This is a genomic window from Nocardiopsis sp. KDC1DS13DA1 (genome assembly GCF_055632325.1).
Genome location: NZ_JBVMUY010000038.1, coordinates 86,534 through 106,395, shown reverse-complemented (window position 1 = coordinate 106,395; position 19,862 = coordinate 86,534). Strand labels below are relative to the sequence as shown.

Annotated in this window: 17 protein-coding genes; 8 read left to right on the top strand and 9 right to left on the bottom strand. The window is 73.2% G+C overall.

Going from position 1 to position 19,862, the window contains the following annotated elements; genetic code table 11:
- Nucleotides 1-118 precede the first annotated feature (118 nt).
- From ACTVAJ_RS25185 to ACTVAJ_RS25145, 9 genes are all read right to left on the bottom strand, one after another.
- Nucleotides 119-640 carry a DinB family protein gene (locus ACTVAJ_RS25185; protein ID WP_470390738.1) on the bottom strand — a complete coding sequence of 174 codons (522 nt, stop codon included), beginning with the start codon at nucleotides 638-640 and terminating at the stop codon, nucleotides 119-121.
- Nucleotides 637-1,344, bottom strand: a complete 708-nt coding sequence (locus tag ACTVAJ_RS25180) for an SAM-dependent methyltransferase (protein ID WP_470390737.1) — start codon at nucleotides 1,342-1,344, stop codon at nucleotides 637-639. The genes ACTVAJ_RS25185 and ACTVAJ_RS25180 overlap by 4 nt, the downstream gene beginning before the upstream one ends.
- 107 nt (nucleotides 1,345-1,451) lie before the next feature.
- Nucleotides 1,452-2,051 (bottom strand): helix-turn-helix domain-containing protein, encoded by a 600-nt coding sequence (locus tag ACTVAJ_RS25175; RefSeq protein WP_470390736.1) that lies wholly within the window; start codon nucleotides 2,049-2,051, stop codon nucleotides 1,452-1,454.
- A 116-nt stretch (nucleotides 2,052-2,167) separates the two neighbouring features.
- Nucleotides 2,168-3,604: a BNR repeat-containing protein gene (locus tag ACTVAJ_RS25170; RefSeq protein ID WP_470390735.1), complete on the bottom strand. Its 1,437-nt coding sequence runs from the start codon at nucleotides 3,602-3,604 to the stop codon at nucleotides 2,168-2,170.
- A 39-nt stretch (nucleotides 3,605-3,643) separates the two neighbouring features.
- Nucleotides 3,644-3,961 carry an L-rhamnose mutarotase gene (locus tag ACTVAJ_RS25165; protein WP_470390734.1) on the bottom strand — a complete coding sequence of 106 codons (318 nt, stop codon included), beginning with the start codon at nucleotides 3,959-3,961 and terminating at the stop codon, nucleotides 3,644-3,646.
- Nucleotides 3,962-4,186: 225 nt separating this feature from the next.
- The gene (gene rhaS / locus ACTVAJ_RS25160; protein ID WP_470390733.1) at nucleotides 4,187-5,254 is read right to left on the bottom strand and encodes a rhamnose ABC transporter substrate-binding protein; all 1,068 of its coding nucleotides are present in this window, start codon (nucleotides 5,252-5,254) and stop codon (nucleotides 4,187-4,189) included.
- Nucleotides 5,251-6,357, bottom strand: a complete 1,107-nt coding sequence (locus tag ACTVAJ_RS25155; RefSeq protein ID WP_470390732.1) for an ABC transporter permease — start codon at nucleotides 6,355-6,357, stop codon at nucleotides 5,251-5,253. The genes rhaS and ACTVAJ_RS25155 overlap by 4 nt, the downstream gene beginning before the upstream one ends.
- On the bottom strand, nucleotides 6,341-7,387 hold the full coding sequence (locus tag ACTVAJ_RS25150; RefSeq protein WP_470390731.1) for an ABC transporter permease: 1,047 nt from the start codon (nucleotides 7,385-7,387) through the stop codon (nucleotides 6,341-6,343). Before ACTVAJ_RS25150 ends, ACTVAJ_RS25155 begins: the two co-directional genes overlap by 17 nt.
- Nucleotides 7,387-8,910 carry a sugar ABC transporter ATP-binding protein gene (locus ACTVAJ_RS25145; RefSeq protein WP_470390730.1) on the bottom strand — a complete coding sequence of 508 codons (1,524 nt, stop codon included), beginning with the start codon at nucleotides 8,908-8,910 and terminating at the stop codon, nucleotides 7,387-7,389. The genes ACTVAJ_RS25150 and ACTVAJ_RS25145 overlap by 1 nt, the downstream gene beginning before the upstream one ends.
- 324 nt (nucleotides 8,911-9,234) lie before the next feature.
- Here ACTVAJ_RS25145 and ACTVAJ_RS25140 point away from each other — a divergent pair, with 324 nt between their 5' ends.
- The 8 genes from ACTVAJ_RS25140 to ACTVAJ_RS25105 all read left to right on the top strand — a co-directional run bounded on the left by ACTVAJ_RS25140 (nucleotide 9,235) and on the right by ACTVAJ_RS25105 (nucleotide 19,690).
- Entirely contained in the window at nucleotides 9,235-10,284 is a 1,050-nt protein-coding gene (locus ACTVAJ_RS25140; RefSeq protein WP_470390729.1) for a LacI family DNA-binding transcriptional regulator, read from the top strand.
- Between the two features lie 20 nt (nucleotides 10,285-10,304).
- A complete protein-coding gene (locus tag ACTVAJ_RS25135) occupies nucleotides 10,305-11,747 on the top strand; it encodes an arabinose isomerase (protein ID WP_470390728.1) in 1,443 nt (480 codons plus the stop codon).
- A gap of 239 nt (nucleotides 11,748-11,986) precedes the next feature.
- Nucleotides 11,987-13,165 (top strand): L-rhamnose isomerase, encoded by a 1,179-nt coding sequence (gene rhaI / locus ACTVAJ_RS25130; RefSeq protein ID WP_470390727.1) that lies wholly within the window; start codon nucleotides 11,987-11,989, stop codon nucleotides 13,163-13,165.
- 44 nt (nucleotides 13,166-13,209) lie between these two features.
- Nucleotides 13,210-15,246: a bifunctional aldolase/short-chain dehydrogenase gene (locus ACTVAJ_RS25125; protein WP_470390749.1), complete on the top strand. Its 2,037-nt coding sequence runs from the start codon at nucleotides 13,210-13,212 to the stop codon at nucleotides 15,244-15,246.
- Nucleotides 15,243-16,736: a rhamnulokinase gene (locus ACTVAJ_RS25120; protein WP_470390726.1), complete on the top strand. Its 1,494-nt coding sequence runs from the start codon at nucleotides 15,243-15,245 to the stop codon at nucleotides 16,734-16,736. Before ACTVAJ_RS25125 ends, ACTVAJ_RS25120 begins: the two co-directional genes overlap by 4 nt.
- 23 nt (nucleotides 16,737-16,759) lie before the next feature.
- Nucleotides 16,760-17,509 carry a (Fe-S)-binding protein gene (locus tag ACTVAJ_RS25115; RefSeq protein ID WP_470390748.1) on the top strand — a complete coding sequence of 250 codons (750 nt, stop codon included), beginning with the start codon at nucleotides 16,760-16,762 and terminating at the stop codon, nucleotides 17,507-17,509.
- Nucleotides 17,506-18,972, top strand: a complete 1,467-nt coding sequence (locus ACTVAJ_RS25110; RefSeq protein WP_470390725.1) for a LutB/LldF family L-lactate oxidation iron-sulfur protein — start codon at nucleotides 17,506-17,508, stop codon at nucleotides 18,970-18,972. Before ACTVAJ_RS25115 ends, ACTVAJ_RS25110 begins: the two co-directional genes overlap by 4 nt.
- A gap of 85 nt (nucleotides 18,973-19,057) precedes the next feature.
- On the top strand, nucleotides 19,058-19,690 hold the full coding sequence (locus tag ACTVAJ_RS25105; protein WP_470390724.1) for a LutC/YkgG family protein: 633 nt from the start codon (nucleotides 19,058-19,060) through the stop codon (nucleotides 19,688-19,690).
- Nucleotides 19,691-19,862: the final 172 nt, after the last annotated feature.

Here is a 19,862-nt window from a genome sequence, read left to right as displayed (position 1 = left end):
GAGCCGGTCGAACCGTCCGTGCGCACGGGACACGGCGGGGATCGCGCCGGAGGGCCCGGTCGGTCCGGAGCCGTACACGCTCCGGACCGACCGGGCTCTTCCCGCTTCGACGCACCGGTCAGCGGCCGGTGCGGCCGTCGATCAGCTCGCGGAGGATGTCGAGGTGACCGGCGTGGCGGCCGGTCTCCTCGATCATGTGCGTGAGTGCCCACCGCAGGGAGGGCCCCGGCCTGTTCGGGTCACCCGCGCGGACGGGCCGCCCGAGGTCGTCACAGGCGGCGATGACCCGGTCGGCGGCCGCGACGGCCTCGCGGTACCCCCGCAGGACGCCCGCCGTGGTCTCGTGCGCGTCGGCGTGGAACGTGGCCTGCCAGTCGCGGACCTCCTCCCCGAGGAAGACGTGGCGCTCGACGTGGGTCAGGTGTACGACCAGACCCAGCAGGTTCGTACCGGACGGAACGCCGGGAGCGCGCACGTGCCGCTCGGGCGCGTCGCCCACCTTGGCCAGGACGCCTTCGCGCAGGTAGGCCAGGAACCCGGTGAGCACGTCCTTCTCGCCGGAGCCGGTCGCGGGCGGAGGCTGGTCGCGCCGGCGCCGCGGTGGTCCGGGCGTGTCCGCACGTCCCCTCCGGCCGGTCATCGGCGGTCCGTGTCGTCCCGCGGCGGTGCGCCCGCGCGGCGCCGGGCCACCACCACGTTGTCGACCACCCGCGCGGTCTGGCCGCCGGGTCCGCGGGCCAGCCGCGAACGCCGCTCGCACACGACGCCGGTCCATGCGGTTCCCAGGCCGAGCGACCGCCAGAGGTCCTCCGGGGCGGGGTGGTCGTCGCGCTGTTCCCAGGACCAGGGGGCGCTGGAGCCGTGGTCGAGCACGATCAGCAACCCGCCGTCGGCCACCGATCGCGACACCCGCCGCAGGGCGGCCTCGCGGCCGATGTCCGCCATGGTGTGGAAGTAGCTCGCGTAGACGAGGTCCCACGGCCCGGTGTCCGGGACGGACAGGGCCAGGTCGTGCCGTTGCGTGGTGAGGCGGTCGCCGACACCGGTGCGGCGGGCCCGTTCGGCCAGGACGGCGAGCACGTGTCCGGAGACGTCGACGGCCGTGACGTCCCATCCCCGGGCGGCCAGCCACAGGGCGTCGCCGCCCCGGCCGCAGGCGAGGTCGAGCGCACGGGGTGCGCCCGTCGCGCGTCCCGGTTCCCGGGGCGGCGTCAGCGCGAGTTCACCGGCGAGCGCGGTGAAGGCCGCGTTCGGGCCGGGCGGTGGTGTCGAGGCGTCGTCGTCCTGGTAGCGGCGTTCCCAGAACTCCCGGTTGGGTGAGAAACCCTCGGAGGTGGTGTCCATGGCGCCAGTCTTGGGGGGTCGGCGCCCTGACGCCAGTCGGCGTGCAGATCTGCAACAGCGTGCGCGCCGGTTCCCCCCGGCGACCCCGCCCGGCGGTCCCCTCCCCCTCAGCCGCCGTGCAGGTGGATCCGTTCGCCCTGGGTCCCGAAGATCGCGATGACCTCCGCCGGCGCGCGCTCGGCGGGGTTGCCCATCCAGTGCGGGGTCCGGGTGTCGAACTCGGCCGCCTCCCCCTCGCCCAGCAGCAGGTCCCGCTCGGTACCGAGCACCAGTCGGACGGTTCCCGAGAGCACGTAGAACCACTCGTGTCCCTCGTGGGTGCGCAGCTCGGGTGCCGGAAGCGTCCGCGCCGGGGGGTAGACCACCTTGTACGCCTGGGTCCCGCCCGCGCGCTGGGTGAGCGGGATGAACGTCAGGCCGAAGCGCCGCACCGGACGCAGGTGCACCCGCGGATCGCCCACCCCGGGCGCGTCCACCAGTTCGGAGATCGGCAGCCGGTAGGCGCGCGCGAGCGGGAGCAGCTGGCCCAGGGTCGGCTGCACGCGCCCGGTCTCCAGCCGCGACAGCGTGCTCGGGGTGATCCCCGTCCGCTCCGACAGCTCGGCCAGGGTCAGCCGTGCCCGGTGGCGGAACCGCCTCAGCCGCGCGCCCACCGCGCGCAGTACCTCGGCGTCGTCCTCGTCAGGGTGGTTCCCGCCGTCGTCCATATCCGCAACGTACCGCGCGGCCGCGGGACAACGGTTCGACCGGCTCCCGTACCCGTGCCGAGGGGCCCGTGCGCGCGCACGGGCCCCGGTGGGCGCTCCGACGGCCCGCGGGCGGGTCAGCCGAGCCGGAAGTCGGCGACCCGGATGGGTGTGGACGGCTGGTCACCGGCCTCCTGGTAGAGGATCGACAGCACGCCCTCGGAGGCGACCCGGGTCTCGTCCACGAGCACCTCGCCGAACGCGTCGATGCCGGCCCCGTCGTGGACCATCGTCCAGTCGGTCCAGCCGGACTCGCCGGTCGCGGCCATGATCCGGCCGAAGGGCATGACCACGTAGGCGGTGTCCTCGTCGGTCAGGACCAGGCGGGACCGGCCGAAGGCCCCGAGCGGCTCGGGGATCTCGACCTTGTGCCACCGGCCCGCGTCGTCCTGGTGCAGGTGGAAGGCGTAGCCCTGCTCGCGTCGGTCGGCGACGAAGTCGGTGGAGCAGTGCCCGAACCGGCCCGGCCGGTAGCTGATCACCACGTGCGGGTTGCCCTCGGAGTCGACCGCCTGCGACTCCTGGTTCATCAGGGCGTAGTTCGGCGGCAGTGGGTCGACCACGTTCCCGGGGGTGTCCACGGACACCCGGTGGGGGGTCCCGGTCACGGCGGCCACGCGACCGTCGCCGGTGCGCCAGGTGCGCCCCTCGTCGTCGCTGTAGACGTAGCCGGTGTCGTGGTTGGACAGTCCGCCCGGGTGGCAGAGGACGTCCCCGCCCGCGGCGGCCTCCCGCCAGGTGAAGGACGCGTGCAGACGCCCGTCGTCCCCGTAGCCGATGCCGTGCAGGTACATGTTGCGGCTGGTGCTGACCGCCCCGTTGGCCGTGTAGGAGCCCTCGGGGGACGACCACGCGCCCAGGTGCGCCCAGCCGCCGTCCCCGTCGTACTCGGCCAGCTCCAGGGTGCCGTCGCCGGAGCCGCCGGTGCGGTAGGCGAGCTGGAGCCCGTCGTCGGGGGCGCTGACGAACCGGGGATAGGTGATCGAGCCGATGTCCAGACCCGCCAGGTCCCGGCTGACCGGGGCGAAGGAGGCAGCGCTCCAGGGCGCGTCGCCGGTGAGCAGTCCCACCGCCGAACGCGTGTAGTGCACCGGGGTGTTGTGGGTGTCCATGGCCACGTGCAGGCGGCCGTCCTCGGCCGAGACGCCCAGGGAGATGCTGTTGTGGGAGTCGTCCACCGAGAGCCGGTGCGCCAGCCGGACGGTCTGCCAGCCGCCGCCGTCGAGGTCGCGTCGGGCCACGACGGCGTGGCGGGACTCGGTGTACCAGGCGGCGTACTGGTAGTCACCGTGGGTGATGATTCCGGACTGCTGGTAGGAACCGTTGTTGACCAGTCCGTCGTAGGAGACGAAGTACAGGGCCCGCTCGTCCAGCGTCCGCTGGCCCAGCGGGGTGGCCGAGGGCGTGTCGGCGGCGGCCGCCGGGACCGCCGGGGCGAACCCGAGCGGAACGGCCAGCGCCAGGGCCAGGGCCGTGTTCAGGACCGGCCGCCCGGAGGGGGTGTGCGGGGGCATCGGGGGGACCTTTCTGCCAGGGGGTGTCCGAGACCGCGGTCAGGACAGGTGGAAGATCTCGGTGAGCGGGAGCATGCCCTCGTCGGGCCGACCCGGCAGGTCCTCGAAGAACGGCGCCATCTCGGCCTGCCAGCGGTCGTTGACGTCGGTGCGGGCCATGGCGGCGCGGGCCGCCTCGAAGTCCTCGGTCTCCAGGTAGCCCACGACCATGCCCTCGTCGGTGCAGAAGAGCGAGTAGTTGTGCCAGCCGGTGGCGCTGAGCGCGTCGCGCATCTCGGGCCACACGGCGGCGTGCCGTTCCTTGTACTCCGCCAGCCGCTCCTGGCGGACCTTGAGCACGAAGCAGACGCGCTGCACGGCACTCCTTTCGTGATGACGGGGTGGGGGCGGGCCGGAGGGAGGGGTCCGGTCCGCCCCCGGGGAGAGGGGCCACCGCACCGCGGGGGTCGGTTGAGGACGGTCGCGCGACCACCGCGCGCGGCGCCCCTGGGCGCCGGGTGGGACACCGCGCCGCAGGCGACCGCTGAGGGCGGTAGCCCCCGCGCGCGCAGCGCCCCTGGGCGATGGTGGGTGACGGGCGGGCTAGAAGTCGAAGTCGTCGACGTTGTCCTCGTTGAAGACCGTCGGCGGGCCGAGCACGATCTCGCCGCCCTCGCCGATGGTGTACTCACCGAGCTCACCGGCGGTGAAGGCCTCCCCCTCGGCGCCGGTGATCTGTCCGGCGCTCAGCGCGGCGCCGGTGTAGCCCGCCAGGTAGCCCAGCTCGTGCGGGTTCCACAGGGCGAACTCCCCGACGGTGCCGTCGTGGACGAACTCGCGCATCTGGTTGGGCGTGCCCAGACCGGTGATGGCGACCTCGCCCTTGTACTCGGAGTCGCTGACGTAGCGGGCCGCCGCGGCGATGCCGACCGTGGTCGGCGACACGACGCCGTCCAGGTCCGGGTAGGACTGCATCAGGCCCTGCATCTCCTGGAAGGACTGGAGGTCGTCGTCGTTGCCGTAGACGGTGTCGACCAGCTCCAGACCGGAGTACTCGTCCTCCTGGAGGATCTCCTCCATCGCCGCGATCCAGGTGTTCTGGTTGGTGGCGTTGGGGGTGGCCGACAGGATGGCGAAGGTGCCCTCGCCGCCGATCTGCCCGGAGATCATCTCGACCAGCGCGCGGCCGATGAGCTCGTCGGAGGACTGGTTGACGAACACGTCGGTGCAGTTGGCATTGGAGTCGTAGCCGACGATGGCGGCGCCGTTGTCCCGGGCCTCGTTGAGCGCCGGGCAGACCGCGTCGGGGTCGTTGGCGGCGATGACGATGACGTCGCTGCCCGCCTGGCTGGCGGCGTTGATGTACTCGACCTGGGAGTCGGCGGTGGGCTCGGTGCCGCCGCGCTCGGTGTACTCCCCGGCCAGTTCCTCCACGGCCTGGGCCCCGCCCGCGTTGACGATGTCGGAGTAGGGGTTGTTCAGCTGCTTGGGCAGGAAGTCGATCTTCAGGCCCTCGGGGATCTCCGCGTCGGGGTCGGCGGTACCGGTCGGTCCGGTGGTGTCGGCCTCCTCGGCGTCGTCGATGGTGGTGCCGCCGCAGGCGGCGGTCATCAGGACGGCGGCGGCCGCGGCGGCCAGGGTGAGGTGGCGCGGGCGCAGGGGATCGGTCATGACTGTTCTCCGATACGTGGACGGTCGGTGGAGGCGGGGACGGAGGCGGGTTCGGGGCCGGGTGCGCGTCTGGAGCGGACCCGGGCCACGAGGTTCGGCGCGACGACCGAGGCGATGAGGATCAGACCGGTGACGATCTGGAGCACCTCGCTGGTCAGACCGAAGAGCTGGAGGGCGTTGCGGACGGTGCCGAGCAGGAGCACACCGCTCATGACGCCCAGGATCGAGCCGACGCCGCCGAAGATGGACACCCCGCCCAGCAGGACGGCGGCCACGACCTGCAGTTCCAGGCCGAAGGCGGTGTCGGCGCGGGAGGTGCCGTACTGCAGGGTCCAGAACACCCCGGCGCCGGCGGCGACCGTGCCGCTGAGGGTGAACAGCCAGAGCTTGGTCCACCTGACGGGGGTTCCGGAGAAGCGCGCGGCCTCGTCGTTGTTGCCGATGTCGAACAGGGAGCGGCCGACGGACGTGGCGTGCAGCAGGACCGCGAACAGCACGGCCAGGACCAGGACGGCCACGGCGATCCACGGCAGTCCCTCGATGCCCAGGAAGGGGTCGCGGGCGCCGCTGACCCAGCCGCGCGGGTAGCTGGCGACCGCCCGGTCGCCGAGCAGGACGTAGGCCAGACCCCGGTACAGGGCCATGGTGCCGATGGTGACGGCCAGGGACGGCAGGCCCAGGACGGTGACCAGGACGCCGTTGACGGCTCCCAGCACCGCACCCACCGCCAGGCAGATCCACAGCGCGGTCTCGATCGGCACCCCGGCCTCCCAGAGCACACCCAGGGTGGCGCTGGTCAGGGCGAGGGTGCTCGCCACCGACAGGTCGATCTCGCCGGTGATGACGATCAGGGTCATCGGCAGGGCCATCAGGGCGATGGCGGCGATACTCAGCAGCAGGAAGCTGATGTTGCGCCCGGTCGCGAACATGTCGACGAACAGGGACGCGCCGAGCAGCGTCACGATGAGCACGGCGACGACCGGTGACTCGCGCAGGGACAGCAGCGACACGATCCGCCGCGCGCCCCCGGGGCGGTGGCCGGGGCCGGTCGCCGTAGCGTCGGCCGCCGGGGTGGTGATGACGCGTTCAGGCGCCACGGGCACCTCCTCCTCGAAGCTTGCGGGCCGTGCGCAGCGCCAGCAGTCGGTCCAGGCCGATCGCGGCCAGGATGAGCCCGCCCACCACGGCCTGCTGCCAGAACTGGTTGATCTGCCAGATGGGCAGGGCGGCGGTGATGGTGGTGAGCAGGACCGCGCCCAGGGCGGCGCCGTAGACGGTGCCCACTCCCCCGGCGATGGCGACGCCGCCGACGACGGCGGCCGCCACCACCTGCAGTTCCATACCGGTGCCGACGGTGGAGTCGACGGTGCCGTAGCGGGCGGCGAACAGGACCCCGGCGAGTCCGGCCAGGGCGCCGTTGGCGGCGAAGGCGACGATGACGCGGCGCCCGGCGGGGATGCCGGACAGGCGGGCGGCGTCGGCGTTGGAGCCGATCGCGTAGAGCTCGCGGCCGGAGCGGTAGTGGGCCAGGTAGAACCCGACCGCGACGACCACGGCGACGGCGATCGCCGCGGGCAGGGGCACGCCCAGGACGCTGATCCGTCCCAGGGCCAGGAAGGACTCGGGCATGTCGTGGGCGTTGACCTGGCCGCCCGCCGCCCACCAGTGGTCGAGGCCGCGGTAGGCGTACAGGGTGCCCAGGGTGACGACCAGGGCGGGGACCTGGACGGCGGTGACGAGCAGGCCGTTGGCCAGGCCGCACACCAGGCCGATGAGCATCCCGGCGAGCATGACGACGGGGACGGGCAGGCCGGGGAACGTCACGAAGAGGGTCCCGGTGCCGAAGGCGGCCAGGCCCATCACGGAGCCGACCGAGAGGTCGACGTTCTTGGTGATGAGGACCAGGGCCTGGCCGACGGCGAGCACGGACAGGACGGTGGCGCCCAGGAACAGGTCGCGTACGCCCTGGCTGGACAGGAATCCGGGGTTGTGCAGCCAGGTGGCGCCGATCAGCAGGACGACGGCCAGCAGGACGCCGAGTTCGCGGACCTGCCGTCGGCGGCCGGCCGGGCGCCCCGTGGACGCGGACGCGGCTCCCGTCGTGGCGGCGGGCGCGGTGGCGGGTGAGTTCATCAGGCGGCCTCGCTCGGTCGCTGTCCGGTGGCCGCGTACATGACCGACTCCTCGTCGGCCTCGTCGCGGTCGAGTTCGGCGGTGAGACGGCCCTCGTGCATGACCAGGACCCGGTCGGCCATGCCCAGGACCTCGGGCAGTTCGCTGGAGACCATGACGATGGCCAGGCCCTGACCGGCCAGGGTGGACAGCAGGCGGTGGACCTCGGCCTTGGTGCCCACGTCGATGCCTCGGGTGGGCTCGTCGACCAACAGCACGCGCGGTTCGGTCGAGAGCCACTTGGCCAGGACGACCTTCTGCTGGTTGCCGCCGGAGAGGGTGGCGACGGCGTCGGTGAACGCACCGGCCTTGAGCTGGAGCCTGGCCCCCCACTCGCGTGCGCTGGCGCGTTCGGCCCGGGAGCTGAGCAGCCCGAAACGGCTGAGCGGCCAGCGACGGGTGGCGGTGGCGTTGCGCTCGATGGAGGACTCCATGACCAGGCCCTGCTGGCGGCGATCCTCGGGGACCAGCGCCATCCCGGCGGCCATGGCGGCGCGGGGTCGGCCCGCGGGCAGGACCGCGCCGCTGACGCGGACGGTGCCCGCGTCGTGGCGGTCGACGCCGAACACGGCGCGCACGACCTCGCTCCGCCCCGCTCCCACGAGTCCGGCCAGGGCGACGATCTCACCGGCCCGCACCGAGAAGGAGACGTCGGTGAAGGCGCCGTGGCGGGTCAGGCCCTCGACCTCCAGGACGGTGTCGCCGAACTCGGCCTCCTCCTTGGGGTAGAGGCTCGTGACGTCGCGGCCGACCATGCGCCGCACGACGGTGTCCACGTCCAGGTCCCCGGTGGGGTCGCAGGAGACGAAGGCGCCGTCGCGGACGACGGTGATGCGGTCGCACAGACCGAACACCTCGTCGAAGCGGTGGGAGATGAACAGGAGGGCGGCTCCCCCGTCGCGCAGGGTGCGGGCGACGGTGAACAGCCGCTCGGCCTCGACCCCCGACAGGGCGGCGGTGGGCTCGTCCATGACCAGGACGCGGGCGTCGCGGGTGATGGCCTTGGCGATCTCGACCAGCTGCTGGTCGGCGATGGACAGTCCGCGCGCGGGGCGGTCCGGGTCGATGTCCACGCCGAGCCGGTCGAAGACCTCCCGGGTGGCGCGCCGCATGGCGGCGCGGTCGATGGTGCCCAGCCGGGTGCGGGGCTGGCGGCCGACGAAGATGTTCTCGGCCACCGACAGGTCGGGGAAGAGTGTCGGTTCCTGGTAGATGACCGCGACCCCGGCGCGCTGGGCGTCGGCCGGCGCGGTGAACTCGGTCGGCGTCCCGTCGACCAGGACCTGCCCGCCGTCGGGGCGGTGGACACCGGCGATGGTCTTGACCAGGGTGGACTTGCCCGCGCCGTTCTCCCCCACCAGGGCGTGGATCTCTCCGGCGCGCAGGTGCAGGGTCAGTCCTCGCAGGGCCCGGACGCTCCCGAAGGACTTGGTGACGTCGACCAGTGCGAGGGGTGGAGGCACCGGTGATCGGTCGTCCGCCACGTGCGCCCTCCTTCTTCGTGTGCCGGTCCCTGGAGATCCAGGACAACCGGGCAAAAACGTTTTAATATGAAGTGGATGTTAAGTGGGACACACCATCACGTCAAGGGGACGGCCCAAGAAATCCCAGGTCTCACCCTGGTAACGACCTGCGGCCACCCCTCCGTCCGAGCCTACGCCGCCTTCCTCCGCGATCGCGGCTTTCCGGAAAGTTATTGACACGTTTCAATCAGGGTGTGAGCATGAGGACCCGATCCGAGGGCCGTGTCAGTACGATGCGTTCGCGTCGCCCTACGACCGACCGTTCGAGCCTGCCCGGGAGAGTCCTTGAGCCCCAGTCCACGCGCCAGCCGCCGCACGGTGGGCATCACCGAGGTCGCCCGACACGCCGGGGTCTCCCCCGGAACCGTGTCCAACGTCCTCAACCGTCCCGAGCGCGTCGCCGAGGCGACCCGGCGCAAGGTCGAGTCGGCCATCGCCGAACTCGACTACGTGCGCAACTCCTCCGGCAGCAGCCTGCGCTCGGGCCGCAGCGGCTCGGTGGGACTCCTGGTCCTGGACGTCACCAACCCCTTCTTCACCGAGGTCGCGCGCGGGGTCGAGGACGAGGCCGCCGAGTCCGGACTGGCCGTGGTCCTGCTCAACTCCGCCGAGCAGCATGAGCGCCAGCGACGCAACCTGCGTCTGCTCGCCGAGCAGCGCGCCGCGGGAGCCGTCGTCATGCCCGTGGACGACGACCTGTCCGACCTGCTGTGGCTGAGCCGCCAGGGCACCCCCTGGGTGGCCCTGGACCGGGGCGACGTGTCCGAGGAGGTGGGGTGCAGCGTCAGCGTCGACAACCACGCCGGCGGCCTGGCCGCCGGACGCCACCTCATCGGGCTCGGACACGAGAGGATCACGTTCCTGACCGGACCCTTCGCGATCGAACAGGTGCGCCAGCGCCACCGGGGCCTGCTGGACGCGTGCGCCGAGGCCGACCTCGACCCCGACACCACCGTCCGGGTGGTCGAGCAGCCCCAGCTCAACGCGGCCCAGGGCGAACGCGCCGTCGACGCGGTCCTGGCCGGCGGCCCCCGCCAACGCCCCCAGGCCGTCTTCTGCGCCAACGACCAACTGGCGCTGGGCCTGTTGAAGGGCCTGGGCCAGCGCGGTGTCCGCGTACCCGAGGACATCTCGGTCGTGGGATACGACAACGTCGACTTCGCCGACCTCGTCCACCCCGGCCTGACCTCCGTCGCCCAGCCCAAGTACGAGCTCGGCCGTTCGGCCATGCGCCTGCTCCACTCGGAACTGGACGACCCCGACCACCGGCACGAGCGCGTGTGGTTCACCCCCGAACTCGTGGTCCGGGGGTCCACCGCCGCGCGCCGGACCTGACCCCTTGAGGAGTGTCCAGCATGACCGTCACGACCGACTCCGCCGCCGGAGCCCGCACCCGCCGCGACCAGCCCACCGTGGGACTGGTGGCGGGCGGACTGGGCACGTACTGGCCGCAGTTCCCCGACCTGCTGCCGCAGCTGCGCCGCTCCGCCGAGCGGGTGGCCGAGCGGATGCGCGGGTTCGACGCGGACGTGGTCGACGTCGGCTTCGTCAGTGACGCCGAGGAGGGGGCGGCCGCCGCCGAGCGCCTGCGGGCCGCCGACTGCGACCTCATCGTCTGCTTCCTGACCACCTACCTGACCTCGTCGATGATCGCGCCGATCGCCCAGCGCGGCCACGCCCCCGTGCTGTTCGTCAACCTGCAGCCGACCGAGTCCATGGACCACGCCGCCTTCGACACCGGGCAGTGGCTGGCCTACTGCGGCGCCTGCCCCCTTCCGGAGATGGCCAACCTGTTCGAGCGCCTGGGCGTGGAGTTCCGCTCGGTGTCGGGGTACCTGGAGGACGAGCGCGCCTGGGAGCGGATCGGCCGCTGGATCCGCGCGGCGGGAGTGCGGGCGACCATGCGGGACGCGCGGCACGGGCTCATGGGGCACGTGTACCCGGGGATGATGGACGTGGCCACCGACCCCACGCTCATCACCCGCAACCTCGGCGGCCACGTCGAGGTGGTGGAGTTCGACGACCTGCGCGAGCGGGTGCCCGGCCCGGAGGAGCCGTCGGTGGAGGCCAAGCTGGCCGAGGCCCGCGAGGTGTTCGAGGTGACCGACTCCGTGGTGGCCGAGGACTTCCGCTGGGGCGCCCGGGTGGCGGTCGGCCTCGACCGCCTCGTGGACGACTTCTGTCTGGACAGCCTGTCCTACTACCACCGGGGCCTGGCGGGCGAGCTGCACGAGCGGCTCGGCGCCGGGATGATCCTGGGCGCCTCGCTGCTGACCGCCCGGGGCGTTCCGGCCGTGGGCGAGTTCGAGCTGCGCACGTGCATGGCGATGCTGATGATGGACCGGCTGGGCGGTGGCGGCTCCTTCACCGAACTCCAGGCGCTGGACTTCACCCGCGGACACGTGGAGATGGGCCACGACGGCCCTGCGCACCTGGCGATCAGCGCGCGCAGGCCGCTGCTGCGGGGGCTGGGCGTCTACCACGGCAAGCGCGGCTGGGGCGTGTCGGTGGAGTTCGACGTCAGGCACGGCCCGGTCACCCTCTTCGGGGTCATCCAGCGCCGGGACGGGTCGTTCGCCCTGTTGACCGCCGAGGGGCGCACCGGACAGGGCCCGCTGCTGCGGATCGGCAACACGACCTCGCGCGTGGACTTCGGCTGCGACCCCGGTGAGTGGGTGGACGCCTGGAGCGCCACCGGCATCGCCCACCACTGGGCGCTGGGCACCGGACACCGCGCGGCCGACGTGCGCGCCGTGGCCGACCTCATGGGGCTGGAGTACGTCCACCTGACGGTCTGATCCCCCGGTCGCGCCGCGCCGTCCCCGGCGCGGCGCGACCGGCCGGACCGGTGAACGGCACGGGGACCCCGCACACCAATGTGAAACGTTCTACTCACCTGGGCGTACTTTCTCTCTGATACGCGCCAGCGTGATATTGACAACCCTGTCTCACTGTGGATACCTTCGACGCTGATCAGTAAAAACGATTTAACACACCTTCGCAAGACGGTCGTTCCAGCCACGAACGGAGACGCCCCGTGTCAGCCCTCCCCAACCTCCCCGCCGGTGTCCTGGACACCCTGGGGCGCCAGCACATCGAACTCCCCTCATGGGCGTTCGGGAACTCCGGCACGCGGTTCAAGGTGTTCGCGCAGCCCGGCGTGCCCCGGGACCCGTGGGAGAAGATCGCCGACGCCGCCCACGTGCACCGCCTGACCGGGGTGGCCCCCACCGTCGCCCTGCACATCCCCTGGGACCGGGTCGACGACTACGCCGCCCTCAGCGCCTACGCCCGCGACCTCGGTGTGGGCGTGGGCACGATCAACTCCAACGTCTTCCAGGACGACGACTACCGCCTGGGCAGCGTGACCAACCCCGACCCCGCCGTGCGGCGCAAGGCGGTCGACCACCTCCTGGAGTGCGTCGACGTCATGGACGCGACCGGCTCCCGGGACCTGAAGCTGTGGTTCTCCGACGGCACCAACTACCCCGGCCAGGACGACCTGCGCGCCCGCCAGGACCGCCTCGCCGAGGCCCTCGCCGAGGTCCACGACCGGCTCGCCCCGCACCAGCGCATGCTGCTGGAGTACAAGCTCTTCGAACCCGCCTTCTACGCCACCGACGTCCCCGACTGGGGCACCGCCTACGCCCACTGCCTGGAGCTGGGCGAGCGGGCCGTGGTGTGCGTGGACACCGGCCACCACGCCGCCCACACCAACATCGAGTTCATCGTCGCCGTCCTGCTGCGCGCCGGGAAGCTCGGCGCCTTCGACTTCAACTCCCGCTTCTACGCCGACGACGACCTCATGGTCGGCGCCGCCGACCCCTTCCAGCTCTTCCGGATCATGTACGAGGTGGCGCGCGGCGGCGGCCTGGCCGCCGACACCGAGGTCGCGTTCATGCTCGACCAGTGCCACAACATCGAGCCGAAGATCGCCGGGCAGATCCGCTCGGTGATGAACGTCCAGGAGGCCACCGCCAAGGCCCTGCTGGTGGACGGCGACGCGCTCGCCGCGGCCCAGCGCGACGGCGACGTGCTCGCCGCCAACGCCGCGCTCATGGACGCCTTCAACACCGACGTGCGCCCCCTGCTCGGCGAACTGCGCGAGGGCATGGGCCTGGACCCCGACCCGATGGCCGCGCACGCCCGCTCCGGCTACCTGGACAAGGTCACCGCCGAACGCGTGGGCGGAACCCAGGCGGGGTGGGGCGCGTGAGCACCGAACCGACCGCCGACGCCACCAACGACCAGGGAACCGACATGACCGACTCCACCGTCGCCGACCTGCTGGCGCGCAGCAACACACTGGGCGCCGACCCGCGCAACACCAACTTCGCCGGCGGCAACACCTCCGCCGCCGGGACCCGGACCGACCCCGTCACCGGCGAACCGGTCGACCTGCTCTGGGTCAAGGGCTCCGGCGGCGACCTTGGCACCCTCACCGAGGACGGGCTGGCCGTCCTGCGGCTGGACCGGCTCCGCTCACTCGTCGACGTCTACCCCGGCGAGGAGCGCGAGGACGAGATGGTCGCCGCCTTCGACCACTGCCGGTTCGGCGGCGGCGGGGCCGCGCCCTCCATCGACACCGCGATGCACGGGCTGGTGCGCGCCGCCCACGTCGACCACCTGCACCCCGACTCGGGGATCGCGCTGGCCACCGCCGCCGACGGCGAGGAGCTCACCCGCGCCTGTTTCGGCGACCGCGTCCTGTGGGTCCCCTGGCGCCGCCCCGGGTTCCAGCTCGGGCTGGACATCGCCCGCATCGCGGAGGAGAACCCGGACGCCATCGGCGTCGTGCTCGGCGGACACGGGATCACCGCCTGGGGCGCCACCAGCGCCGAGTGCCAGGCCAACTCCCTGGAGATCATCCGCACCGCCGAGCGCTTCATCGCCGACCGCGGGCGCCCCGACCCGTTCGGCCCGGTCGTCGAGGGCCGCGAGCCGCTGGAGCCGGCGCGGCGCCGGGCCCGCGCCGCCGCGCTCGCCCCCGTGGTCCGCGGTCTGGCCTCCACCGACCACCCGCAGGTCGGACACTTCACCGACAGTGCGGAGGTGCTCGACTTCCTCGCCCGCGCCGAGCACCCCCGGTTGGCCGCACTGGGCACCTCCTGCCCCGACCACTTCCTGCGTACCAAGGTCCGCCCGATGGTCCTGGACCTGCCCGCCGACGCCCCGGTCGAGGACGCCGTGGCCCGGCTGCGCGAACTCCACCGGGAGTACCGGGACGAGTACCGGGCCTACTACGAGCGCCACGCCACCGACGACAGCCCCGCCATGCGCGGCGCCGACCCGGCGATCGTGCTGGTCCCGGGCGTGGGCATGTTCTCCTTCGGCAAGGACGCCAGGACCGCGCGCGTGGCGGGCGAGTTCTACGTCAACGCGATCAACGTCATGCGCGGCGCCGAGGCGCTGTCCGCCTACCGGCCCATCGAGGAGTCGGAGAAGTTCCGCATCGAGTACTGGGCCCTGGAGGAGGCCAAACTCGCCCGCCTGCCCGAGCCCAGGCCGCTGGCCACCCGGGTGGCGCTGGTGACCGGCGCGGCCAGCGGCATCGGCAAGGCCATCGCCCGGCGCCTGGCGGACGAGGGCGCGTGCGTGGTGGTCGCCGACCTGGACGCCGACCGGGCCGCCGAGGCCGCCGCCGAACTCGGCGGCGCCGACACCGCGGTGGGCGTGGCCTGCGACGTCAGTGACGCCGACGCGGTCGCCGACGCCTTCGACGCCGCCGCGCTGGCCTTCGGCGGGGTGGACCTGGTGGTCAACAACGCCGGGCTGTCCGTCTCCAAGCCGCTGCTGGAGACCACCGAGCGGGACTGGGACCTGCAGCACGACGTGATGGCCAAGGGCTCCTTCCTCGTCTCCCGCGAGGCCGCCCGGGTGATGACCGGGCAGGGCATGGGCGGCGACATCGTCTACATCGCCTCCAAGAACGCGGTCTTCGCCGGACCCAACAACGTCGCCTACTCCGCCGCCAAGGCCGACCAGGCCCACCAGGTGCGGCTGCTCGCCGCCGAACTGGGCGAGCACGGTATCCGCGTCAACGGGGTCAACCCCGACGGGGTGGTGCGCGGTTCGGGGATCTTCGCCGGAGGGTGGGGAGCCCAGCGCGCCAAGGTCTACGGGGTACCCGAGGAGGAACTCGGAGCCTTCTACGCCAGGCGCACCCTGCTGGGACGCGAGGTCCTGCCCGCACACGTGGCCAACGCGGTGTACGCGCTCACCTGCGGGGAGCTGTCGCACACCACCGGTCTGCACGTGCCCGTCGACTCCGGCGTCGCCGCCGCGTTCCTGCGATGAGCACCGTCCACGCCGCCGTCGACCTGGGAGCCTCCAGCGGCCGTGTCCTGGCCGGGCACCTCGACGGCGGGCGACTGCGCACCGAGGAGGTGGCCCGCTTCCCCAACGGGCCCGTCCACCTGCCCGGGCCGGGCGGCGGCACCCTGCACTGGGACGTGCTCGCCCTGTACGCCAACGCCACCGCCGGTCTGCGGACCGCCGCCGACCGGTGCGGACCGCTGGCGTCGGCGGGCATCGACTCCTGGGCCGTGGACTACGGGCTGCTGGACGCCGGCGGCGCCCTGCTCGGCAACCCCGTCCACTACCGGGACGCGCGCACCGACGGGGCGCCCGACCGGGTGTTCGCGCACCTGCCCCCGGCCGAGCTGTACGGGGTGACCGGCCTCCAGGTGCAGCCGTTCAACACGGTGTTCCAGCTCGCCGCGGCGGCCGCCGACCCCGCCACGGACCTCGCCCGGCGACTGCTGCTCGTCCCCGACCTGCTCGGCCACTGGCTGACCGGCGCCGAGGTCGCCGAGCTGACCAACGCCTCCACCACCGGGCTGCTCGACGTGCGCGGCCGCGACTGGTCGCCCCGTGTCCTGGGTGTCCTCGCCGAGGTGTTCGGGGTGGAGGCGGGCGCACTGCTGCCCGAGGTGGTCGAACCCGGCACCGTGGTGGCCCCCGTGCGCCCCGGCGAGGCCGTCGGCGCCGCGGCCGGGACTCCGCTGGTGACCGTGGGCTCGCACGACACCGCCTCGGCGGTGGCCGCCGTGCCCGCGGCCGGGCCGGACTTCGCCTACGTCTCCTGCGGCACCTGGTCCCTGGTGGGTGTGGAGCTGGACGCGCCGCTGCTGTCCGAGGAGGGGCGGGCCGCGAACTTCACCAACGAACTGGGAGTGGACCGGAGCGTGCGCTACCTGCGCAACGTGATGGGCCTGTGGCTGCTCCAGGAGTCGGTGCGCACCTGGAACCGGCGGGGACGGGAGGTGCGACTGGACGACCTGCTCGCCCGGGCCGCCCGCGTTCCGGAACTGGCGTGTGTGGTGGACGTCGACGACCCGCGCTTCCTCCCACCCGGAGACATGCCCGCGCGCATCGACGCCTACGCCCGCGAGACCGGTCAGCGTCCGCCCGCCGACGACGCCGAGACGGCGCGGTGCGTCATCGACTCCCTCGCCCTGGCCTACCGGCGCTGGGTGCACCGCGCCGCCGACCTGACCGGCCGCCGTGTCGACGCGGTGCACCTGGTCGGCGGCGGTGCGCACAACACCCTGCTGTGCCAGCGGGCCGCGGACGCCGTCGGCCTGCCGGTGGTCGCCGGGCCCACCGAGGCCACCGCGATCGGCAACCTGCTGGTCCAGGCGCGCGCGGTCGGCGCGGTGGAGGGCGATCTGACCCGGCTGCGCCGCATCGTCGCCGACTCCGCCGACGTGCGCCGTTACGAGCCGACGGGGAGCCAGCGGCCGTGGGAGGATGCCGAGACCAGGATCGCCGGGGAACTCGGATGAGGGTCGACGGAAGGGGCACCGGTATGCGCGTGTCGCTCTTCGCCACGTGCGTGGTGGACACCATGGCTCCGGGGGCGGCGTGGGCCACCGCCCGCCTCCTGGAACGGCTCGGCCACACCGTCACCGTTCCCGGCGGGCAGAGCTGCTGCGGGCAGATGCACGTCAACTCCGGCTACCGCGGTCAGGCCGTGCGCGTGGTCGCCAACCACGTGCGGGCCTTCGAGGGGGCCGACGTGGTGGTGGCCCCCTCCGGGTCGTGCGTGGCCTCCATCCGCCACCAGCAGGCGATGGTGGCGCGCCGGGCCGGTGACGAGGGCCTGGCCCGGGCGGCGGAGGAGCTGGCCTCGCGTACCTACGAGCTCTCCCAGTTCCTGGTGGACGTACTGGGCGTGGAGGACGTGGGGGCGAGCTATCCGCACCGCGTCACCTACCACCCCGCCTGCCACGGCGCGCGTGTGCTGGGGCTGGGCGACCGGCAGCTGCGGCTGCTGCGCGCGGTGCGCGGCCTGGAACTGGTGGAGCTGCCCGGGGCCGACCAGTGCTGCGGTTTCGGCGGCACGTTCGCGCTGAAGAACGCCGACACCTCCGCCGCCATGCTCTCCGACAAGCTCGCCTCGATCGCGTCCACCCGCGCCGAGGTGTGCACGGCGGGCGACGCCTCCTGCCTCATGCACATCGGCGGCGGGTTGTCGCGGCTGCGGGCGGCCACCGGCACCGTCCACCTGGCCGAGATCCTCGCCGCCACCGAAGACACGAAGGAGGCCGCCCCGTGAGCCGAACCTTCCTGGGCATGCCCGCCATCCCGCACGGCACCGGCAACCTGGGGGGTGGGGAGCCGTTCCCGCGTTCGGCCGCCCGCCACCTGGCCGACCACCAGATGCGCGCCAACCTGGCGGGCGCCACCGGCACCATCCGGGCCAAACGGGCCTCCGTGGTGTCCGAGCTGCCCGACTGGGAGCAGCTGCGCGAGTCCGGCCGCGCGGTCAAGGAGGCCGCCATGGCCCGCCTCGACGAGCACCTGGTCGAGCTGGAGCGCCGGGTCACCGAGCGCGGCGGAACCGTGCACTGGGCCCGCGACGCCGCCGAGGCCAACCGGATCGTCACCGACCTGGTGCGCGCCACGGGGACCGAGGAGGTGGTCAAGGTCAAGTCGATGGCCACCCAGGAGATCGGCCTCAACGAGGCGCTGGAGGAGGCGGGCGTCACCGCCTGGGAGACCGACCTGGCCGAGCTGATCGTCCAGCTCGGCGACGACCGGCCCTCCCACATCCTGGTCCCCGCCATCCACCGCAACCGCGCCGAGATCCGGCGGATCTTCCTGGACACCATGCCCGGCGTGGATCCCGGTCTGACCGACGATCCCCGCCAGCTCGCCATGGCTGCCCGCGCCTACCTGCGTGAACGCTTCCTGCGCGCGAGGGTGGCGATCAGCGGCGCCAACTTCGCGGTGGCCGAGACGGGCACGCTGGCGGTGGTGGAGAGCGAGGGCAACGGCCGGATGTGCCTGACCCTTCCCGAGACGCTGATCACCGTCATGGGGGTCGAGAAGACCGTCCCCACCTGGCGGGACCTGGAGGTGTTCCTCCAGACCCTTCCGCGCTCGTCCACCGGTGAGCGGATGAACCCCTACACCTCGACCTGGACCGGTGTGACCCCCGGCGACGGGCCGCGCGAGTTCCACCTGGTGCTGCTCGACAACGGCCGCACCGCCGCGCTCGCCGACCCGACCGGCCGCCAGGCGCTGCACTGCATCCGCTGTTCGGCCTGCCTGAACGTGTGCCCGGTCTACGAGCGCACGGGCGGGCACGCCTACGGGTCGGTCTACCCGGGGCCGATCGGCGCGGTGCTGTCCCCCCAGTTGACCGGGGTGGAGGCCAACCCGTCGCTGCCGTACGCGTCCACACTGTGCGGTGCGTGCTACGAGGTGTGCCCGGTGGCCATCGACATCCCCTCGATCCTGGTCGAGCTGCGCAACCAGCAGGTCGAGTCGGACCGGAGGCCGTCGGCGGAGCGGATCGCGTTCGGGACGGTCGCCCGGGCCATGGCCCGCCCGCGCCTGTGGCGGTCGGCTCAGCGGCTGACCCGGCTGGGGCGGCTGATCGCCCGCGGCCGAACCACCCTGCCCGCCGCGCTGCCCCCGCCGTTGTCGAAGTGGACCCGCACCCGCGACCTGCCCACCCCGCCGGGTGAGACGTTCACCGAGCGCTGGGCCCGCGAGCACGGTGACCGGACATGAGGCGCCGCCGCCCCGGCCCGACGACCAGTCCGCGGGAGAGCGCTCCCGCGCCCGCGGACGCCGAACAGACGAGGAGTTCCCACCGGTGAGCGCACGCGAGGAGATCCTGGCGCGCATCCGCGCGGCCAACGGCGCGGCCCGGGCGACCGTGACCGAGGTGCCGCGCGACTACCGGCGGCTCGACGGTCGCCCGCCCGGCCATTCCGCACTGCTGGACCTGTTGGAGGACCGGCTGGTCGACTACCGCGCCACCGTGCACCGCTGCGGGCCCGGGGAGGTGGCCGCGACCGTGGCGACCGCCCTGACCGGGTCCCTGGGAGCGGACCGCGCCGAGGTGCTGGCCGCACCCGGGCTCCCCGAGGAGTGGACGCCCCCGGGCACCGGTCGCGACGACGGCCGTCCCGCCGTCAGCCTGAGCGACTGCGGGGCCGCGGTCACCGGCACGGCCGTCGCGGTCGCCGAGACCGGCACGCTCGTCCTGGACGCGGGGCCCGCGTGCGGACGCAGGGCGCTGTCCCTGCTGCCGGACGTGTGCGTGTGCGTGGTCCGCGCGGACCAGGTGGTGGGCGGGGTCCCCGAGGCGCTGGCCCGCCTGGACCCGCTCGCCCCGCTCACGTTCGTCAGCGGCCCGTCGGCCACCAGCGATATCGAGCTGGAGCGGGTGGAGGGTGTGCACGGCCCCCGTACCCTGCACGTCGTGCTGGTGGCGTCGGTCTGACGGTCACCGGCCGGTGTCGTGGGCCGGGGTGGTGACCGCGCCGGGCCCGCCCCCGCCGGCGCCCCGACGGAACCCGCGGCTGCGCTCACCGTGTCGCCCGACACGTTCCCGGCGTTGTCGGCGGGTCAGGCGGTCGGGTGCCCCGTTCGTCGCCGCGAACGGCGCACCGGTC